The organism is Butyrivibrio sp. TB (assembly GCF_900110805.1).
In the GTDB taxonomy this organism is placed as follows: Bacteria; Bacillota; Clostridia; order Lachnospirales; family Lachnospiraceae; genus Butyrivibrio; species Butyrivibrio fibrisolvens_C.
Window position 1 is genome coordinate 70,650 of record NZ_FOER01000012.1, and the last position, 17,243, is coordinate 87,892.

General features: G+C 40.7%; 16 protein-coding genes. 1 reads left to right on the forward strand and 15 read right to left on the reverse strand.

Features of this window, described 5'->3' with window-relative positions; translation table 11 throughout:
* Positions 1-51: 51 nt before the first annotated feature.
* Entirely contained in the window at positions 52-939 is an 888-nt protein-coding gene (locus tag BMX21_RS09610) for a LysR family transcriptional regulator (RefSeq protein ID WP_092043803.1), read from the forward strand.
* Positions 940-949: 10 nt separating this feature from the next.
* On the opposite strand, the gene BMX21_RS09615 is transcribed toward BMX21_RS09610, so the two are convergent.
* From BMX21_RS09615 to BMX21_RS09680, 15 genes are all read right to left on the reverse strand, one after another.
* Complete coding sequence (locus BMX21_RS09615) at positions 950-1,738, reverse strand: CPBP family intramembrane glutamic endopeptidase (RefSeq protein WP_092043805.1); 789 nt, start codon at positions 1,736-1,738, stop codon at positions 950-952.
* A gap of 65 nt (positions 1,739-1,803) precedes the next feature.
* Positions 1,804-2,487, reverse strand: coding sequence for a hypothetical protein (locus BMX21_RS09620; RefSeq protein ID WP_092043808.1), 684 nt, complete (start codon positions 2,485-2,487; stop codon positions 1,804-1,806).
* Between the two features lie 187 nt (positions 2,488-2,674).
* Complete coding sequence (locus BMX21_RS09625; RefSeq protein ID WP_092043810.1) at positions 2,675-3,043, reverse strand: thioredoxin family protein; 369 nt, start codon at positions 3,041-3,043, stop codon at positions 2,675-2,677.
* A gap of 12 nt (positions 3,044-3,055) precedes the next feature.
* The gene (locus tag BMX21_RS09630) at positions 3,056-4,036 is read right to left on the reverse strand and encodes a permease (protein WP_092043867.1); all 981 of its coding nucleotides are present in this window, start codon (positions 4,034-4,036) and stop codon (positions 3,056-3,058) included.
* A 44-nt stretch (positions 4,037-4,080) separates the two neighbouring features.
* Positions 4,081-4,557, reverse strand: a complete 477-nt coding sequence (locus tag BMX21_RS09635; RefSeq protein WP_330390190.1) for a GNAT family N-acetyltransferase — start codon at positions 4,555-4,557, stop codon at positions 4,081-4,083.
* Positions 4,550-4,993 carry a MarR family winged helix-turn-helix transcriptional regulator gene (locus BMX21_RS09640; RefSeq protein ID WP_027204816.1) on the reverse strand — a complete coding sequence of 148 codons (444 nt, stop codon included), beginning with the start codon at positions 4,991-4,993 and terminating at the stop codon, positions 4,550-4,552. Before BMX21_RS09640 ends, BMX21_RS09635 begins: the two co-directional genes overlap by 8 nt.
* Positions 4,994-5,109: 116 nt before the next feature.
* Positions 5,110-5,631, reverse strand: coding sequence for a DUF4256 domain-containing protein (locus BMX21_RS09645; protein ID WP_026507908.1), 522 nt, complete (start codon positions 5,629-5,631; stop codon positions 5,110-5,112).
* Between the two features lie 97 nt (positions 5,632-5,728).
* Positions 5,729-8,518 carry a DUF3427 domain-containing protein gene (locus BMX21_RS09650; RefSeq protein ID WP_092043814.1) on the reverse strand — a complete coding sequence of 930 codons (2,790 nt, stop codon included), beginning with the start codon at positions 8,516-8,518 and terminating at the stop codon, positions 5,729-5,731.
* A gap of 283 nt (positions 8,519-8,801) precedes the next feature.
* On the reverse strand, positions 8,802-8,951 hold the full coding sequence (locus tag BMX21_RS20190; protein ID WP_330390191.1) for a hypothetical protein: 150 nt from the start codon (positions 8,949-8,951) through the stop codon (positions 8,802-8,804).
* A gap of 17 nt (positions 8,952-8,968) precedes the next feature.
* Positions 8,969-9,289, reverse strand: coding sequence for a DMT family transporter (locus BMX21_RS09655; protein WP_027204819.1), 321 nt, complete (start codon positions 9,287-9,289; stop codon positions 8,969-8,971).
* A gap of 241 nt (positions 9,290-9,530) precedes the next feature.
* Positions 9,531-12,170: a pyruvate, phosphate dikinase gene (gene ppdK, locus BMX21_RS09660; RefSeq protein ID WP_027206960.1), complete on the reverse strand. Its 2,640-nt coding sequence runs from the start codon at positions 12,168-12,170 to the stop codon at positions 9,531-9,533.
* Between the two features lie 185 nt (positions 12,171-12,355).
* Entirely contained in the window at positions 12,356-13,327 is a 972-nt protein-coding gene (locus tag BMX21_RS09665; protein WP_022753960.1) for a glycerophosphodiester phosphodiesterase family protein, read from the reverse strand.
* A 292-nt stretch (positions 13,328-13,619) separates the two neighbouring features.
* On the reverse strand, positions 13,620-14,924 hold the full coding sequence (locus tag BMX21_RS09670) for an MFS transporter (RefSeq protein WP_092043816.1): 1,305 nt from the start codon (positions 14,922-14,924) through the stop codon (positions 13,620-13,622).
* 257 nt (positions 14,925-15,181) lie between these two features.
* On the reverse strand, positions 15,182-15,451 hold the full coding sequence (locus BMX21_RS09675) for a hypothetical protein (protein ID WP_027204822.1): 270 nt from the start codon (positions 15,449-15,451) through the stop codon (positions 15,182-15,184).
* 58 nt (positions 15,452-15,509) lie between these two features.
* Positions 15,510-17,150: an ABC-F family ATP-binding cassette domain-containing protein gene (locus BMX21_RS09680; protein ID WP_022753957.1), complete on the reverse strand. Its 1,641-nt coding sequence runs from the start codon at positions 17,148-17,150 to the stop codon at positions 15,510-15,512.
* Positions 17,151-17,243: the final 93 nt, after the last annotated feature.

Sequence of the window (17,243 nt, forward strand, 5' to 3'; positions counted from 1 at the left end):
CAATAGAAACATTAGATAGTTGATTTAATTTTTAAATATCTGAGGTATGCTATGACAACAAAGCAGATAGATTATTGTATAGAACTGGCCCACACCGAGAGCTTTTCCAGGGGCGCTGAGAATATGTTTGTAAGCCAGCCTACATTTTCATATCAGATAAAACTACTTGAAGAGGAAGTGGGTTTTGAGATTTTTGTAAGAAATGGGAAAGGTGCGACTCTTACTCCGGCCGGCCAGCAGTTTGTAAGCTACCTAACCAATATGCGTGAGGGACTGAAAAGAGCCATTGAGCAGGGTCAGAATTTCAGCGCCAAATACAAAGAAAACATCACTATAGGTATGTCAGTGCGACAGGCTCTTTACTTCCTGCCAGAGGCAATCAGGGAATTTGAAAAGGAAGCGCCAGGCACTCAGATTACACCTCGTTTCCAATACGCTGGCAGTATGGATAGCTTTCTCAAAAATGAATCAGATGTTGTATTTGCCTTAGAAGAACAGACAAAACAGCTTGCAGGCACCACTGTCCACAAGCTGTTTCAAAGTCATATTTATTTAATTTGTGATAAGAATGATCCTCTTGCAGAAAAAAATCTCATAACTGATGAAGACATTTATGGACGCACTCTTATGGTAGGTGGTGGCTCACCGGCACTTCTCCGCTCAGTTCAGCAAAAGCTTATTTCATCAGGTAAGATTGAATATTTTAATAGCCCAGATCATGACACCACACTTACTAACATTGCTTCCGGTAAAGGAATCTGCCTGGCTCCTGGTTTTCTTAACGACCACAGCGGACAGTTTGCCTGGATTCCTTATGACTGCAACGATACCTTCTCTTGTGTCTTGTGTACACATAAAGCAGATGGACGTGAGAGCCTTAATGCTTTTATTAATGTATTGCAGAAGCTTTACAACGAAGCCGTTGCATTTCCTCTGTAAAATATTGCATTTATATGGTATTCTGACCTTTCTTTTTTTCGAACGCAAATAAGGCTACGCCTATTGCAACAAAAGGCAAAACAACTAATCTTAAGATTTCATCAAGATAGTAGATAATACTATCCTCTGGATATACTGTAACAAAAAACTCTGGAATGCGTACTATAATGTCCCAAATTACATGTAATAACATCACCAATAACAAATTCTCAGACTGCATATAAATTGCAGCAATAAACGCCCCCCATAGCCCTGAAAACAGCATCGAATACAAAGCATTATCAATAGAAGCCCCAAAAAAGAAAGAAGAAAAATGAATCAATCCGAAAAACAGTCCCGCTGTTCCTATCGTAAACAGGCGTCCTCTGACTGAAGTTTTCCAAAAGCAAAGCATCCCGACCATAAATATGCCTCGGCAAACAGCTTCCTCCCAAAAACCCGTCGTAATCTGAATAATCCAGTTTACAAAGAAATTTGGCAAAAGAGCAAAAGATACCTCTTCAGCACAAATAAACATAACTATATAAATTACTAATGATGCCCAGAATGGGATGAGATAAATCCATGTTTTTGAAGGTATTCTATTGCAAAATAAACGCTTAAATTCGTCTTTGTATATGAAGCGTAAAACCACTAACGCCAGAAATCCTATTACCAACCGCAAACATCCATCTGCATATGTCTGATATGGATAATCCCAATTACTGAATGGCATTTCGGCCGCCAAAAAACAGCCTGTTATTACAGTCGCAATAAGAGGACCGAACCATATATACTTTTTTTGAACAACCGTTTTCATAGCTGGTCTCCTCGTAGTTTAGAACCTCATAATAATATTGAACTAAACAATTCGATAAATATGATTTATTTTTTTATCTTGCACTTGTCTCTATGAAACCTTCTAATTGCAACTATAGGTTCAATCATAAATACTATCAATAAAACAATAAATACAAGCCAAATAATAATAAGATTAAAAGCTATACTGAATGCTCCAAATGTTTCTAAGTTAACAAATATCCTAAATCCAAAAACTCCAGCCATTGAAGCAATTCCTATAAGTGTCGTATTCACTATAGCATCCATATAATATCCATACGTGCCATTTTTAATTTTTCTTTCAAGAGACCAAATTTTAATTCCTCTTAGAATAATGCATGTCACTAAAATAGTTACACAAACAGCAACACTATTAAGTACATAATATGCGCTTATAACCGTAGGAATGACAAAAGAAAATAACGTTTCTTCCTTAAAAACAAATAACATTTTAATGTGTCGATATTCAGCATCATTCTCTAGAGAAGCAATAAACATAAAAATCAGACTCATTATAGAAACTATTGCAAAAGCCCCTAACAAAAACTTCCAATAAAGGGTGTTATTTTGATTACCCATAAACATTGGAACTAAACCACATACAAATACTACAGGTGAACAAAGTGCATATTTAATCTTTACTTCAGGCATTTTTCTGAGCACTTCAAAAATATCTGTAACTTTCTTCCCCTTATGTAGAATCCATTTATTTGACTTCTTATCTTTCATTAAAACTTCAAACTCCGATTCATCGATTACATATGCAAATAATCATACTACAATCCTTGGTACAATCACAAACTGATATTGATTTATATCTTTAATAAATGTATAGTCAGAAAAAGGAAGCAACCAGTCTGATTGCTCCCTCATAAATCTAAATTATCATAGAATACCCATATTTACAGAAAAAATTTCAAACTCTCCACAATCCTCTAACGTCTTTCAAAATCTTTACGACTTCGTGTTTCTTAAGTACTTTACCATAAGATACAACCTTACCATCTACAACCAATGCAGGTGTTGTCATAACTCCATAGACGGCTATTTTTTCATACTCTTTTACATGTTCGATGATCGTATCCATACCAAGTTCCGTTAGTGCCTCAATAACTGCTGCTTCTAGCTCATTACACTTTGCACAGCCTCCGCCAAGGATCTTTACTCCTTTTAGACTTTTTTCTTCTTCCGCAGCCTGCATGTTTTCCGTAGTACAATTGCATGCGCAGCAACATGAAGTCTTTTTCTCCTCTTCTTTTTTCTTACCAAAACTAAATAAAGCCATTTTCTTTTCCTCCTACAAAATCATTCCTTGCATTAGATTAAACAGATATCCTACTATTACAATTCCCACTACACATATGGTAATGAAAACAACCAGAAGCTTTGTTTTGATCGCTTTCTTTAGCATGATTAGTGACGGAAGAGAAAGCGTAGTCACACCTAACATAAATGCAAGCACAGTTCCAAGCTGAGCCCCCTTATATAGTAATGCCTCAGCAATAGATATAGTTCCGAAAGTATCAGCATACAGCGGAATACCAACTATGGTAGCCAGCATCACACCAAATGAATTCTTTCTACCAAGTATTCCTTCGACAAAGCTTTGTGGTATCCAGTTATGTATTACAGCTCCAATTCCTACACCTATGACAATATATGGAAAAACTTTTCTTAAAGTCTCAAGCACCTGATCCTTTGCATAGATAAGGCGTTCCTTCTGTGTAAGGGATGGTGAATCAATGTCTACAGCAGATGCCTTTCGAATAAACTCTTCTACCTGATCTTCCATGTGAAGCTTCTCTATTAAAGTCCCTCCAATTACTGCGACCACAAGTCCCAGCATAACATAGATAATCGCCACCTTTGTACCAAAGATGCTCATAAGAAGAATCAGACTTCCAACATCTACCATAGGCGAAGATATCAGAAACGAAAAAGTCACACCAAGAGGGAGTCCAGCACTGGTAAATCCAATGAACAGCGGAATTGAGGAGCAAGAACAAAAAGGTGTCACGGTTCCCAAAAGTGCTGCAATACAGTTCGCCCCAATACCATGAAAATGTCCTAGAATCTTCTTACTTCTTTCCGGTGGGAAATAGCTTTGAATATAAGAAATCAAGTAGATAAGAACACACAAGAGAATTGTTATCTTTATTACATCATATAAAAAGAACTGTATTCCGCCTCCCAGTCTTGATTCTAAATCAGCTCCTATTAACGAAAGGAAATCACCTATCAGTTCATTTAGCCACTTCATTCCAAGTATCTGTTTCATAAAAAAATCGCCTATCACTTTCAACACCTACCACTTTCTTCACCTTATGAAGCTCTATACTCCATCAAGGTTGTATTCTGCCATTCTCCAAATCTGTCCTTCGCAATTCTTTCTCTATATCCGATTTCTCTAAAACCACACTTCTTATGTAATGCGATACTTGCCTTGTTAATAGAGATTATTGCTGAATATATACTCCAAAATCCTGCCTTTTCTGACTTTTTAATTAACTCATTTACAAGTGCAGTTCCAACGCCATGTCCTCGGTATTCTTGATCAACGTAGATGCTCATTTCAACGCAGCCCTTATAAACGCATCTGCTTGATGTGGGACTGATTGCAACCCAGCCGATCACCTTACCATCTTCTTCATATACAAATCTGCAATCCTTAATATGTCCCTTATCCCATTCCTCGAAACTAGGACACTCTGTATTAAAAGTTGCTGTACCGCCTTCCATCCCCTGCTTGTAAATCTCTGATACTCTTTCCCAGTCATTATCAATCATTGGTCTAATCACAACATTTGTCCTCCACTTTATCGCATGCTTCGTTATATATTCTTAATGCTTCAAGAACCTGGTCTTGCTTATCTTTTGGAATTCTTGAGAACACTTCTTTGAACTTATCATACATATCATTCTCAATCTTATTGAAACGAGCTTCTCCCTCTTTGGTCAGAGTAAGAACAACACATCTACGATCTGTTTTAGAAGGTTCTCTAATGACAAAACCTTTTTGCACAAGTTCTTCTACAGCTCTACTTACTGCACTTTTATCAAGTTTTAGTACTTTTGCCAATTCTTTTACACAGATGCCGGGACTACGTCCAATCTCAACTACAAGAAAGCACTGAGAAGTGGTAACAAGGCACTTACAACAATCCGTAGTATTCATATTATCAAGATTACGCTCCAGTTCTCTGGTATATTCTCGAAACACTTTTACTTTATCCATGGACTAACCTCCTTATGAATATAAATGATAATTTCAATTGTTGCTATTGTCAACTATTATATTTAAAAATAGACCATTACAATCTAGGTGCCCCCAGTGTACTGGCCTATGTCTAATTATATAAGCGTATAACCTCTGAACCCGCGCACGGAATAGTACGAATCCGCCCCGTTATGGAATGTGAAAACCCTTCCGTAACGTCGTTCGCAGAACAATGCACCGCCCTTGTCGCGAATATCATCCGGCGTAGTGATCCAACTTGACGTTTTCAAATCAAATTCCCCGAGACTTTGCAGTCGGCGATAGAGTTCCTCCGTCATGATCAAAACGCCGATTTCTTTTGCTTTCCATTCGGCGCTGCCTGACGGCGGGTTTTTAGCACGCCCCTGTAATGCCTTTTCGTCATAGCACAGGCTTCTGCGCCCAGAAGGGGACTCTTTTGCGCAGTCGCAGAAAATTAGCTTTCCCGTCTTTTCGTCATAGCCGATGGTATCCGGTTCTCCGCCGCTCTCCTCCATCCTTCTCAAAACGTCCATGGAGCCCGGATGCTCAAGCAAACGTTTCTCCACGTCAAGCCAACTCAGTTCCATATGAAGATTCTTATTATCCTGAAACCTCGCTTTTAATATTTCTAACATGGTTTCCCCTCCAATTCCTCGATTTAACATGCTTCAAGCAAGCGACAATTCAATTCATACAATGCTGTTTTGTGAGGTTCCAATAGCTCCTGTTAGACTACTGCGCGATCCCAAAATCATACCTCAAATAATCCGGCAGCTCAGTCTTCATCGGTATATCATACAGATACGTCACATTATTTTTCCCGGTCTTAGAGTCAAGCTTCTCCTGCTTCCTCTCATTGGAGAACTGCCCCTCACCAACGTATATAAAGGGCTGCGTAATCCCATGCTCATCCTTGGTCTTACGTATAAACAGGTGCACATACTTACATAGCCTAAGTGCCTGCAGATCCCTATTAGATATGTTGTTCTCACATTCCCATTGAAACATATCCGGTGCCAGGAACTTATCCTTGTATGCAAGTCGCTCTTCTATTGAAGCTTCTTTCTTAAGAGAAGCAAACACAATAGCCTCATCTCCGTAGAAATATGTGCCCTTCTGATTGTGGTCAGGATCCTTGAGCATCTTGAGCTGAACCTGATCCATACGATAGCTATGCCATAGCAAGAACTTCTCCGAATTCTTATAAGTGATCTCATATTGCGTCAGTCCATAGGATACCAGATCGCTTATATATTCACGGAGCTGATCATCCATGCTTGCATTCAATGAGTATACGTCATCCTTTAATGCAAGACCTCCCTTTTTGAGCATAAAGCGAAGGGTATGAGCTATCTGATCCTCCGTGCATCCGGGTACTGCACCATACAGACAGGCTCTGACCTCAGAATCAGACGAGGTCTCTTTTTCCAAAAGGAGTTTACAGATGATATACTCGTGTGGTCTTACCAGCGGCAGTAAGGAAGATAAATATTTGATAATAGATATCTGATCTTCACTAAAGCTTGGAAGCCCCTCTTCATCAACTCCCTGCAAAAATGCATAATAGCATCCGGTCTTAGTACCGCCAATTCTGGCTTGAAGGAACCTCATAATATCAGGAGCGCAGTCATTGTTCAGATAGTCCATATGTCTGGGCGCATACTCGGCACCTATGTATTTCTTAAAATTATAATAATCCTGCTTGAGGTATGTCAGACTGTTGAAATTCTCCCTATCGATATACTCGATAATCTCCTTCTGACTCTCCTTGTCGAAATGTATATCAACACCATACTGTCCGAGCCCAAGAGCTGAGAAGTTGTCACGGACAAGGCTTTGCATGAGCTTTTTTTCCAATACGAAATTCTCAGATAGGCTCCCCATGGCAAAAGCTATCTGAACGCTTCTCTTATAACTGTTGCCGATAAAATCCAGAACTGTTACATAAGATTTGCCCTCATACTTACGTAGGCCACGTCCAAGCTGCTGTATGAATACAGTTGAGCTTTCCGTAGGCCTTAGGAATATAACCATATTGCAGCCGGGTATATCAACGCCTTCATTGAGGATATCTACAGTGCAGAGTATCTCCAGATTCGCAGTATCGCTTTGAAGATCATTGTAAGCCCTTATTCTCTCGCCTATAGAATTCTTACCTGTAAGATACGCTGTATGATAGTACTCTCCCAGTTCTTCTGACATCATCCTGGCATGTGTGATATTCTTGCAAAAGACTAGTGCCTTGAGCTTGCCACTTCCTCTGTGAGCCTCGATCTGTTCTTTGATAAATTCGCAATGCTCCTCTGACGCAAGCTGCGCGATCATCTTTCTTTCTTCTTTGGCAGACAATCCATAGTTGACAAGGCTATCCCTTATTCCATAATAGTGGAAGGGCACGACGAGATCGTTGATAATGGCATCTCTTAGTCGTAGTTCAAAGGGAACATTTTTTTCAAAAAGCTCAAAGACATCTTCGTTGTCCATTCGTTCCGGGGTAGCTGTAAGCCCTATCAGAAACTCAGGCTTGAAATAATCAATAATCTTCCTGTAGGTATCCCTTGTTGCATGGTGACACTCATCAAGGATTATGTAATCGAATTCATCCTGGGAAAAGAGCTCCAGCGACTGACTGAGCTTAATATTACCTGCAAATAGAAAATCTGCCTCCAGGTCAGTATGCTCAGCATTATATACTCCGTAGGTTTTGGAACTTCCAAACACTTCCTGAAAGGTCTCCAAAGATTTCTGAAGTATGGAGCCCTCATGGACTATATACAACAATCTGTCAGGATTAAAGTTCCTTGCATCAAATGCTGCAAGATATGTCTTACCACTTCCTGCTGCCGCTATGATGAGAGCTTTATGAATACCCATAGCCCTGTATCTGTTGAGCTCCTTCATAGCTTTGCGCTGCATATAGTTGGGATTAACATTCTCTGATGATCTGTCATAGTCCATATCCCAGCGTTCTATAGCAAAATTGAGCTTATTGACATATTTAGTAATTAGATCATTATCAAGTGTAAAGGTATTGTCCCACTTGTGCCTGAACTCTCCTAGCATCTGCCCAAAGATATCTGCATCCTTGTCATCAGATACTACAAGATCCCACTCAATGTTCTTAAGAAGGGCATATCTTGTGATATTGGAAGATCCTACTATAAGCTCTGCCCTGTCAGCGAATTCAAAATAATAGCCTTTGGAATGATAGCCTATTGTCATATATCCATCATCATGGAAGGAGTTGAAGTCAAGATGGCATTCAAAGTTGTCATATTTCTCCATCAGTATGTAAAATGACTTCAGTGATTCAACATCAGTAAAGTTCTGATATGTAGATGTTATGAGCTTACCGGAAGCGCCTCTTGCAAGTGCGGCATCTATATCCTTTATAAGCAAAACAAGGCCAGCTTTCTTGATAAAGCTGACCGAAAACATGAAGCTGGTGCATCTTCTGAGATTGTCTTTGATTCTGTCCAAAAAGGTCTGATCTGTGTAATTGGTAAGAAAGAGATTGTTCATAAATCCACTTCATATCCTTCCCGGAAAATATATAGATAACAAATAAATCAGTATATAATCATATATATTATTTGTATCGTAATAATATATATGGGGTAAGCCAGATACAATATGGGTTATAAGGATTAAGTACTATTGTAATTATAACACTATAGTTCACAATTCGTAGTATTATTCTCACCACGCCAAAAGCGCCACATTCCAGTTGCTATCACCTGAAATGTGGCAACATTTCAAACTGTAGTCTGCATTTCTCTTTCATCTGCTTTAACGTATTTACGAACTATCTCCAGTCCGCCCATAGGAACGCAGAATTTCTCATCCCTCGGTGGCTGGCATGCCTGATGCCTTCAGCGTGTGCCTGTGACCTGGTCACTGTCTCGCCTGTAGGCTGTCCATTTTCATCTACGATGTCAAAAATCTCTTCTGCCATATTATTCCCTTTTATTCTCATTCTTTTGCTAAAATCTTAAGTCCTGCAATTCCAACTACAATAAGAATAACACAAATGACCTGCGGAACCGACAGCTTTTCATGAAAAAGAAATACACCAAGCAGCGTCGTTCCAAGTATTCCCATTCCAGTCCACATAGCATAAGCAGTACCCAAAGGCAATTGTCTAAGTGCAATTGCTAAAAACACTGCACTGGCTATGTAGCCCACTCCGGTAACAATCGATGGAACTAGTACCGTAAATCCGTTAGACATTTTCATTGCCACAGCCCATGTGATTTCCAACGCTCCGGCAATTAATAGATAAATCCACTTCATATAAAAACCTCCAAATATTAAAATACGCCATTCCTCTACCTGCTAAGACCTAACGATAAAAGAATGACGTGAATCCCACTACTCGGTAGCAATGGGCGTCTGTTTGTTTTATTGTCTTTTGGTGCGAAAACATAGAAGTCACCACCAACTCTCTCAACCAATACAATAGGGAGCCCTTTCGGGCTCCCTACCAACTGTTTTATCTCCACCATAAGCGCAGATAAAACAACAATTTTTTAGATTAGTTCTGCTCAGCGATAGCTGCCTGTGCTGCTGCAAGTCTTGCGATCGGCACACGGAAAGGTGAGCAAGATACATAGTTAAGACCGATCTTGTGGCAGAACTCAACAGATGAAGGATCTCCACCGTGCTCGCCGCAGATACCAACGTGAAGGTTAGGATTAACAGGCTTACCAAGCTTGATAGCTGTCTCCATGAGCTTACCTACACCTGTCTGGTCAAGCTTAGCAAATGGATCGTTCTCGAAGATCTTAGTATCATAGTAAGCGTTAAGGAACTTACCAGCATCATCACGAGAGAAACCATATGTCATCTGTGTAAGATCGTTAGTACCGAAGCAGAAGAAGTCAGCTTCCTTAGCGATCTCATCAGCTGTAAGAGCAGCTCTTGGGATCTCGATCATAGTACCAACTTCGTACTTAAGGTCAGCACCAGCAGCCTTGATCTCAGCATCAGCTGTCTCAACAACTACCTGCTTAACGAACTTAAGCTCTTTAACATCACATACAAGAGGAATCATGATTTCAGGAACAACTTTCCAGTCAGCATGCTTCTTCTGTACGTTGAGAGCTGCACGGATAACAGCCTTTGTCTGCATCTTAGCAATTTCAGGATATGTAACTGCAAGACGGCATCCTCTGTGACCCATCATAGGGTTGAACTCGTGAAGAGAATTGATCATAGCTTTGATCTCTTCTACGCTCTTGTTCTTAGCCTCAGCAAGCTTCTTGATATCAGCTTCTTCTGTAGGAACGAACTCGTGAAGCGGAGGATCAAGGAATCTGATAGTAACCGGGTTACCTTCAAGTGCCTCGAAGAGTCCTTCGAAGTCGTTCTGCTGGTAAGGAAGGATCTTCTCAAGAGCAGCTTCTCTCTCTTCTACTGTATCTGAGCAGATCATCTCACGGAAAGCTGCGATTCTGTCAGCTTCGAAGAACATGTGCTCTGTACGGCAAAGACCGATACCTTCTGCGCCAAGCTCTCTAGCCTTCTTAGCGTCAGCAGGTGTATCAGCGTTTGTTCTAACCTTAAGCTTTCTATACTTGTCAGCCCAAGCCATGATACGGCCGAACTCACCAGCGATAGTAGCATCAACTGTAGGGATAATACCCTGGTAGATGTTACCTGTTGTACCATCGATAGAGATTGTATCACCTTCGTGGAACTCTACGCCACCAAGTGTGAACTTCTTGTTCTCTTCGTCCATGTTGATGTCGCCGCAACCGGATACGCAGCACTCACCCATACCACGAGCAACAACTGCTGCGTGAGATGTCATACCACCACGAACTGTGAGGATACCCTGAGCAGCCTTCATACCTGTGATATCTTCAGGAGATGTCTCAAGACGTACAAGAACTACCTTCTCGCCTCTTGCAGCCCAAGCTTCTGCATCGTCAGCTGTGAATACAACCTTACCAGCAGCAGCTCCAGGTGAAGCGCCAAGACCCTTTCCAAGTGGTGTTGCAGCCTTAAGAGCAGCAGCATCAAACTGAGGGTGAAGAAGTGTATCAAGGTTACGAGGATCGATCATAGCAACAGCCTCTGCCTCTGTCTTATGTCCCTCATCAACGAGGTCACAAGCGATCTTAAGAGCAGCCTGAGCTGTTCTCTTACCATTACGGCACTGAAGCATGTAGAGCTTCTTGTTCTCTACTGTGAACTCCATGTCCTGCATGTCGTGGTAGTGATTCTCAAGAGTCTCACAAACCTTAAGGAAGTCAGCGTATGCTTCAGGGAACTCTTTCTCCATCTGTGCGATTGGCATAGGAGTACGAACACCTGCAACAACGTCTTCACCCTGTGCATTGATGAGGAACTCACCCATAAGCTTGTTCTCACCTGTAGCAGGATCACGTGTGAATGCAACACCTGTACCGGACTGGTTGTTAAGGTTACCGAATACCATAGGCATTACGTTAACAGCTGTTCCCCATGAATAAGGGATGTCGTTGTCACGACGATATACGTTAGCACGAGGGTTATCCCATGAACGGAATACAGCCTCGATAGCAAGCTTTAACTGCTCAACAGGATCTGAAGGGAAATCTTTACCGAGCTGATTCTTGTACTCTGCCTTGAACTGCTCAGCAAGTTCTTTAAGATCAGCAGCTGTAAGGTCTACGTCATACTTAACGCCCCTCTCTTCTTTCATCTTGTCGATGAGCTGCTCAAAATACTTCTTACCAACTTCCATAACTACGTCAGAGAACATCTGGATGAAACGTCTGTAAGAGTCATATACGAAACGCTCGAATGCAGGATCAGGATTGCCCTTGATCATTGCTGCAACAACTTCGTCATTAAGACCAAGGTTGAGGATTGTATCCATCATACCAGGCATAGATGCACGAGCACCTGAACGAACAGAAACAAGAAGAGGATTCTCAAGGTCTCCGAACTTCTTTCCGTTCTCTTTTTCCATCCAAGCAACACCTTCCATTGCCTGTGCCATGATTTCGTCGTTGATCTTACGACCATCCTCATAGTACTGAGTACAAGCCTCAGTTGTGATTGTGAAACCCTGTGGAACCGGAAGTCCGATCTCAGTCATTTCAGCAAGGTTAGCGCCCTTTCCACCAAGGAGATTGCGCATGGACATGTTACCTTCTTTGAAGGTATAAACCCACTTATTAGCCATTTTCTTCCCTTTCTTTGCAGCTTTTTGTAAAACTGCAATTTCCCTATACATTTTTTATAATCATCTGTACAATTTAAGACCCTGTCCAGAAACGAATGGACGAAACAAAATACGAACTTAAATTCTCTTTTATCTCATTTAGTTCCTGAACAGAACCTTAATCATACAGATATTATCAAGAATAATTAAAGCTGCGTGTATTCACGCGTGCCTTCTTCAATGAATTGATCAGCTTTTTCTTTCATATTCTCCGCCTTCTCTTTCATATCGGGAATAAAGCTGTCAAATATAAATATCTCAAACTTGTCTCTGGCATTGTCCAAAGCATCCTGATCCTTAATGGTCCAGGCTGCTGCGGTGTTGCGATACAGTTTATGAACAATACGCCTTGACATGTTTCTTTCGTGCTTGTAATTATAAGCCACAAAATCAGGTCTTGTTATGAAGTTGAGCAAAAGATTTGAAGGAACCTTCCATATCTTAGAGTGAAACTCATCCTTCTCATCCTTAAGGAACTCTTCTGCAAGCTGTCCTCTCATAACCTCCGGATGATGCTTTCTGTACCAGATAAGACCAAGCGGGTTGAAGGATTCTATACAGTAATCTCCCTTATAACTTCTAAGAAGACCGTCCGCTACAGGACATACGCCTGTATCAAAGGCTTCTATCTTGAGTTCAATGATAAGCGGAACCTTACCATCGACCATTTTAAGAAAATCCTCAAATCTGGGAATCTTCTCATCAGAATCCAGCAGGTGGAAATGCTGCAATTCTTCATAAGAGTAATCACCAACTTTACCTCTGACACCAAGACTGCCATCGATATTGTGAACAGGATAATGTGATTCAAATCCCTTATCATATCTTGCTACTCTGGCCAGTGTAAAATCATGAAAGATCACCGGTATTCCATCTCTTGTGAGCTGAACATCACACTCAATGCCATATCCGGCTTCTACAGCCTTTTTAAAAGCGGCCATTGAGTTCTCCGGTGCATTGGAATTGTTATCATGAAGTCCTCGATGAGCATATAACTTACCAACGAAAGGCTTTTTTGAAGGTTTTTTGATTATTCTCGGCATAACAGCAGCCAGATAAAGTCCCCCCAAGGCAGCCGGTATAGATGCTAATGTCAGCAGTATTTTCTTAGAACCCATATTACAATTTACCAACCTCTTCAGAATTTGTGAAAAAACTCACAAACACCACCATGATATTTTAATACATAGCTGTTTTTATAGCAAGAGTTTGTTTCAAAAACAATACTCAATTTTTGCTAAGTTTTTGTGAATTTTCATCATAAAAAGGTTTGGGTTTGAAAAAAGTCTTGTCCAAACCCAAACCTTTAGATCAAAAACGCCCTATTTCTTGTCTATTTCTTGTCTATTTCTATCATACAGGCATCGCCAGATAAGCCTTCATGATCATAACTTATAATGCCTTGATAACTTAGGCCTGTCTTTCAGAATCGCCATGTCTTACCATAAGCATCGTCACAAAAGCAAGTGTCGAAAAAACGAAGGCATATGGAAAAAGTGTTCTGTAAGATACCTGTTCCAGAAGGATTCCGGATGCAATAGGAGTAAACACCTGCGCTGCCATACTAAAAGTATAGTAATATCCTGTATACTTGCCAATGTCAGATGCACTGGACATCTGAACTACCATAGGATATGAATTGACGTTTATAGAAGCCCATCCAAAGCCTATAACTACGAACATAAAGACTATAGCATTTGAATACCCTGCAGCAAAAGCTCCTGCAAGATAACATATACTCATAAGCGCAACGCCCATAAGGATGGTCTTCTTACGGCCTATTTTGGATGATATCCATCCTATAGGAAGATATGATATAACTGCTGCTATTGTCGCTATCATAAGGCAGTTGGCATATGCCCCGTTCTTGAGCCCCCATACCTCTTCAACATATCTGGAAAAAGCTGTCGTAACAGCATTATAAGCAGTAAACCACAATAAAACAGATATAAGAAGGAATATAAGACTTCTTTTTACTGCTGCAGGCATTGCAGCACCGCCCGCAGGCTCTTTACCGGCATCTGCAGCCTTTTTGGAAGCTTCATCATCAGCATCATCCATGGAAAGACCTGCTGCTTCAACTTCTTTTGTAATCTTATCTCGTATACTATTTTCACGGATTGTTATAAATAGTATAACAACGCACACTACCATGGCTATGCTTATTGCAAGTGCAAGGGGTGTATAGTTAGTCCTTGACTGATCATCAGCATCTTTAAGCAGAAGTGATATCATGGCAAGTGTATATACAGCTCCCACTGTACCCATGAGATTGATTATGGCATTGGCGCGTGAGCGAAGCGGAGGCGGTGTAAGATCAGGCATCATAGCTACAGCCGGTGATCTGTAGATTCCCATTGATACTAATAGAAGCAAAAGTATTATTATAAATATAGCAATTCTTCCCGGAACATTTGCAAAGTTAATAAGGATCTGGAAAAGAATGGTTGATGCAACTGTTCCTATAAGGATAAAAGGCATCCTTTTACCAATCTTGGTATTAGTGCGGTCTGAAAGTGTTCCAAAAAGCGGAAGAAGGAAAAGTGCAAATACATTATCAAGAGCCATGATAAAGCCCGTAATACCCTCTCCAAGGCCAAATGTATATTTTAAGATCCTGGGAATTTCGTTGTCATAGAACTGCCAGAAGATGCAGATAGACATGAAGGCAAATCCAATAAGTATAGTTCTCCCATAGTTTAGCTTGAGTTTCATAAAAGACTCCCCCTGTTAGATTATTAGATATTTCTATAATTTAGAAAATGAAAATATGAAATGAAGCTATAAACCTATTTATATAATATCACATAAAACTAAACTGTTGGGCATGACTAATATTACTAATCTGACGCGTCAATATTCACGTAAAATACGCCGCCCCTATAACCAAATACAATAGGGACGGCGTATATCTATACCAATGTTATAAATACATAAAATGTCAGCTTATATCAATTCTAATAATATGTGTATCAGATCCAGCTATAATCTCCGCCTGTAACAGCCAGAGACAAAAGTGTATCCATGCGCTCAACTTCCTCTTCTCCAGAAATGACCTCTAAGAGCTTTGCTGTCTCAACTGCTTCCGGCATCTTCTCATCAGGGCCTATCTCCATATCAGGTTCCTTACCACAATATGGGCATACAAGACTAGGTCCTACCTTAACTGATAAAAATCTGCTGGCACACTCACTACATTCATAAAAGCCTGCAACTTTAGTTCCATCCGGTACATAGTACATTTTAAACTCTCCTTTTTTACAAAAAGACCAGTGCCAAGTAGCACCGGTCTTGTAGATATCAGTCGTCCTGCTCGTCTTCTTCAGTTGTCTGATATACAGTTCTCTTACGAGCCATCTCATCGCTTTCAAGATATTCATCGTAAGTTGTAACCTTATCGATAAGTGATCCATCAGGAAGGAATTCCATGATTCTGTTGGCTGTAGTCTGTACAACCTGGTGGTCACGGCAAGCGAAGAGCTCAACGCCCTTGAACTTGATCATACCTTCGTTAAGTGCTGTGATGGACTCCATATCAAGGTGGTTAGTAGGCTCATCAAAAAGAAGGACATTAGCACCGGAGATCATCATCTTGGAAAGAAGGCATCTAACCTTTTCACCACCGGAGAGAACCTTAACCTTCTTGACACCGTCTTCACCTGCAAAGAGCATACGTCCAAGATATCCTCTTACATATGTAGCATCCTTGATCTCAGAATACTGTGTAAGCCAGTCAGCTATTGTATAATCGTTGTCGAATTCCTTGGTATTGTCCTTAGGGAAATAAGCCTGGGATGTTGTTACGCCCCACTTATATGTACCTTCATCAGGTTCGATCTCGCCCATAAGGATCTGGAAGAGAGTTGTCTTGGCAAGCTCTGTTCCGCCTACAAATGCAACCTTATCATCGTGATGTATTACGAATGATACATCGTCGATAACCTTAACTCCGTTGATAGTCTTGGAAAGGTGCTCAACTGTCAGAACTTCGTTACCGATCTCACGATTAGGTCTAAAGTCAATATAAGGATACTTACGGCTTGAAGGTCTGATATCGTCAAGCTCGATCTTCTCAAGAGCTCTCTTTCTTGATGTAGCCTGCTTGGACTTAGATGCATTAGCAGAGAATCTTGCTATGAATTCCTTGAGCTCTTTGATCTGCTCTTCCTTCTTCTTGTTAGCTTCCTTCATCTGGCGGATCATGAGCTGTGAAGACTCATACCAGAAGTCATAGTTACCTGCATAGAGCTGGATCTTGCCATAGTCGATATCTGCGATATATGTGCAGACCTTATTAAGGAAGTAACGGTCATGGGATACAACGATGACTGTGTTCTCAAAGTTGATAAGGAACTCTTCAAGCCAAGCGATAGCATCCAGATCAAGGTGGTTGGTAGGCTCATCCAGAAGAAGGATATCAGGATTACCAAAAAGAGCTCTTGCAAGGAGAACCTTAACCTTCTGTGCACCATTAAGTTCCTTCATAAGCTTAGTATGAAGCTCAGTCTCGATTCCAAGACCATTAAGAAGGGATTCTGCATTAGCTTCTGCTTCCCATCCATCCATTTCTGCGAACTCAGCTTCAAGCTCGGAAGCCTTGATACCATCTTCATCTGTGAAATCTTCCTTGGCGTAGATGGCATCTTTCTCCTCCATTACCTCAAGGAGACGAGCATTACCGCCAATTACAGTGTTAAGAACCTGATTGTCATCATACTTGAACTGATCCTGTTCAAGGAATGAAAGACGCTGACCGGGTGTCATAGAAACCTCACCGTTAGTGGTCTCGATCTTGCCTGAAAGGATCTTAAGGAAGGTTGACTTACCTGCACCATTAGCTCCGATGATACCGTAACAGTTACCCTCTGTGAACTTGATGTTAACATCTTCGAAAAGAGCCTTCTTGCCGACTCTAAGTGTTACTCCATTTGCCTGAATCATAATTTACCTCATAGATATCTAATAGATATGATATACGAACTATAAGAAGCAATAATGCGTATTGATAGTTCTATAAAAATAATATTAAAAAAT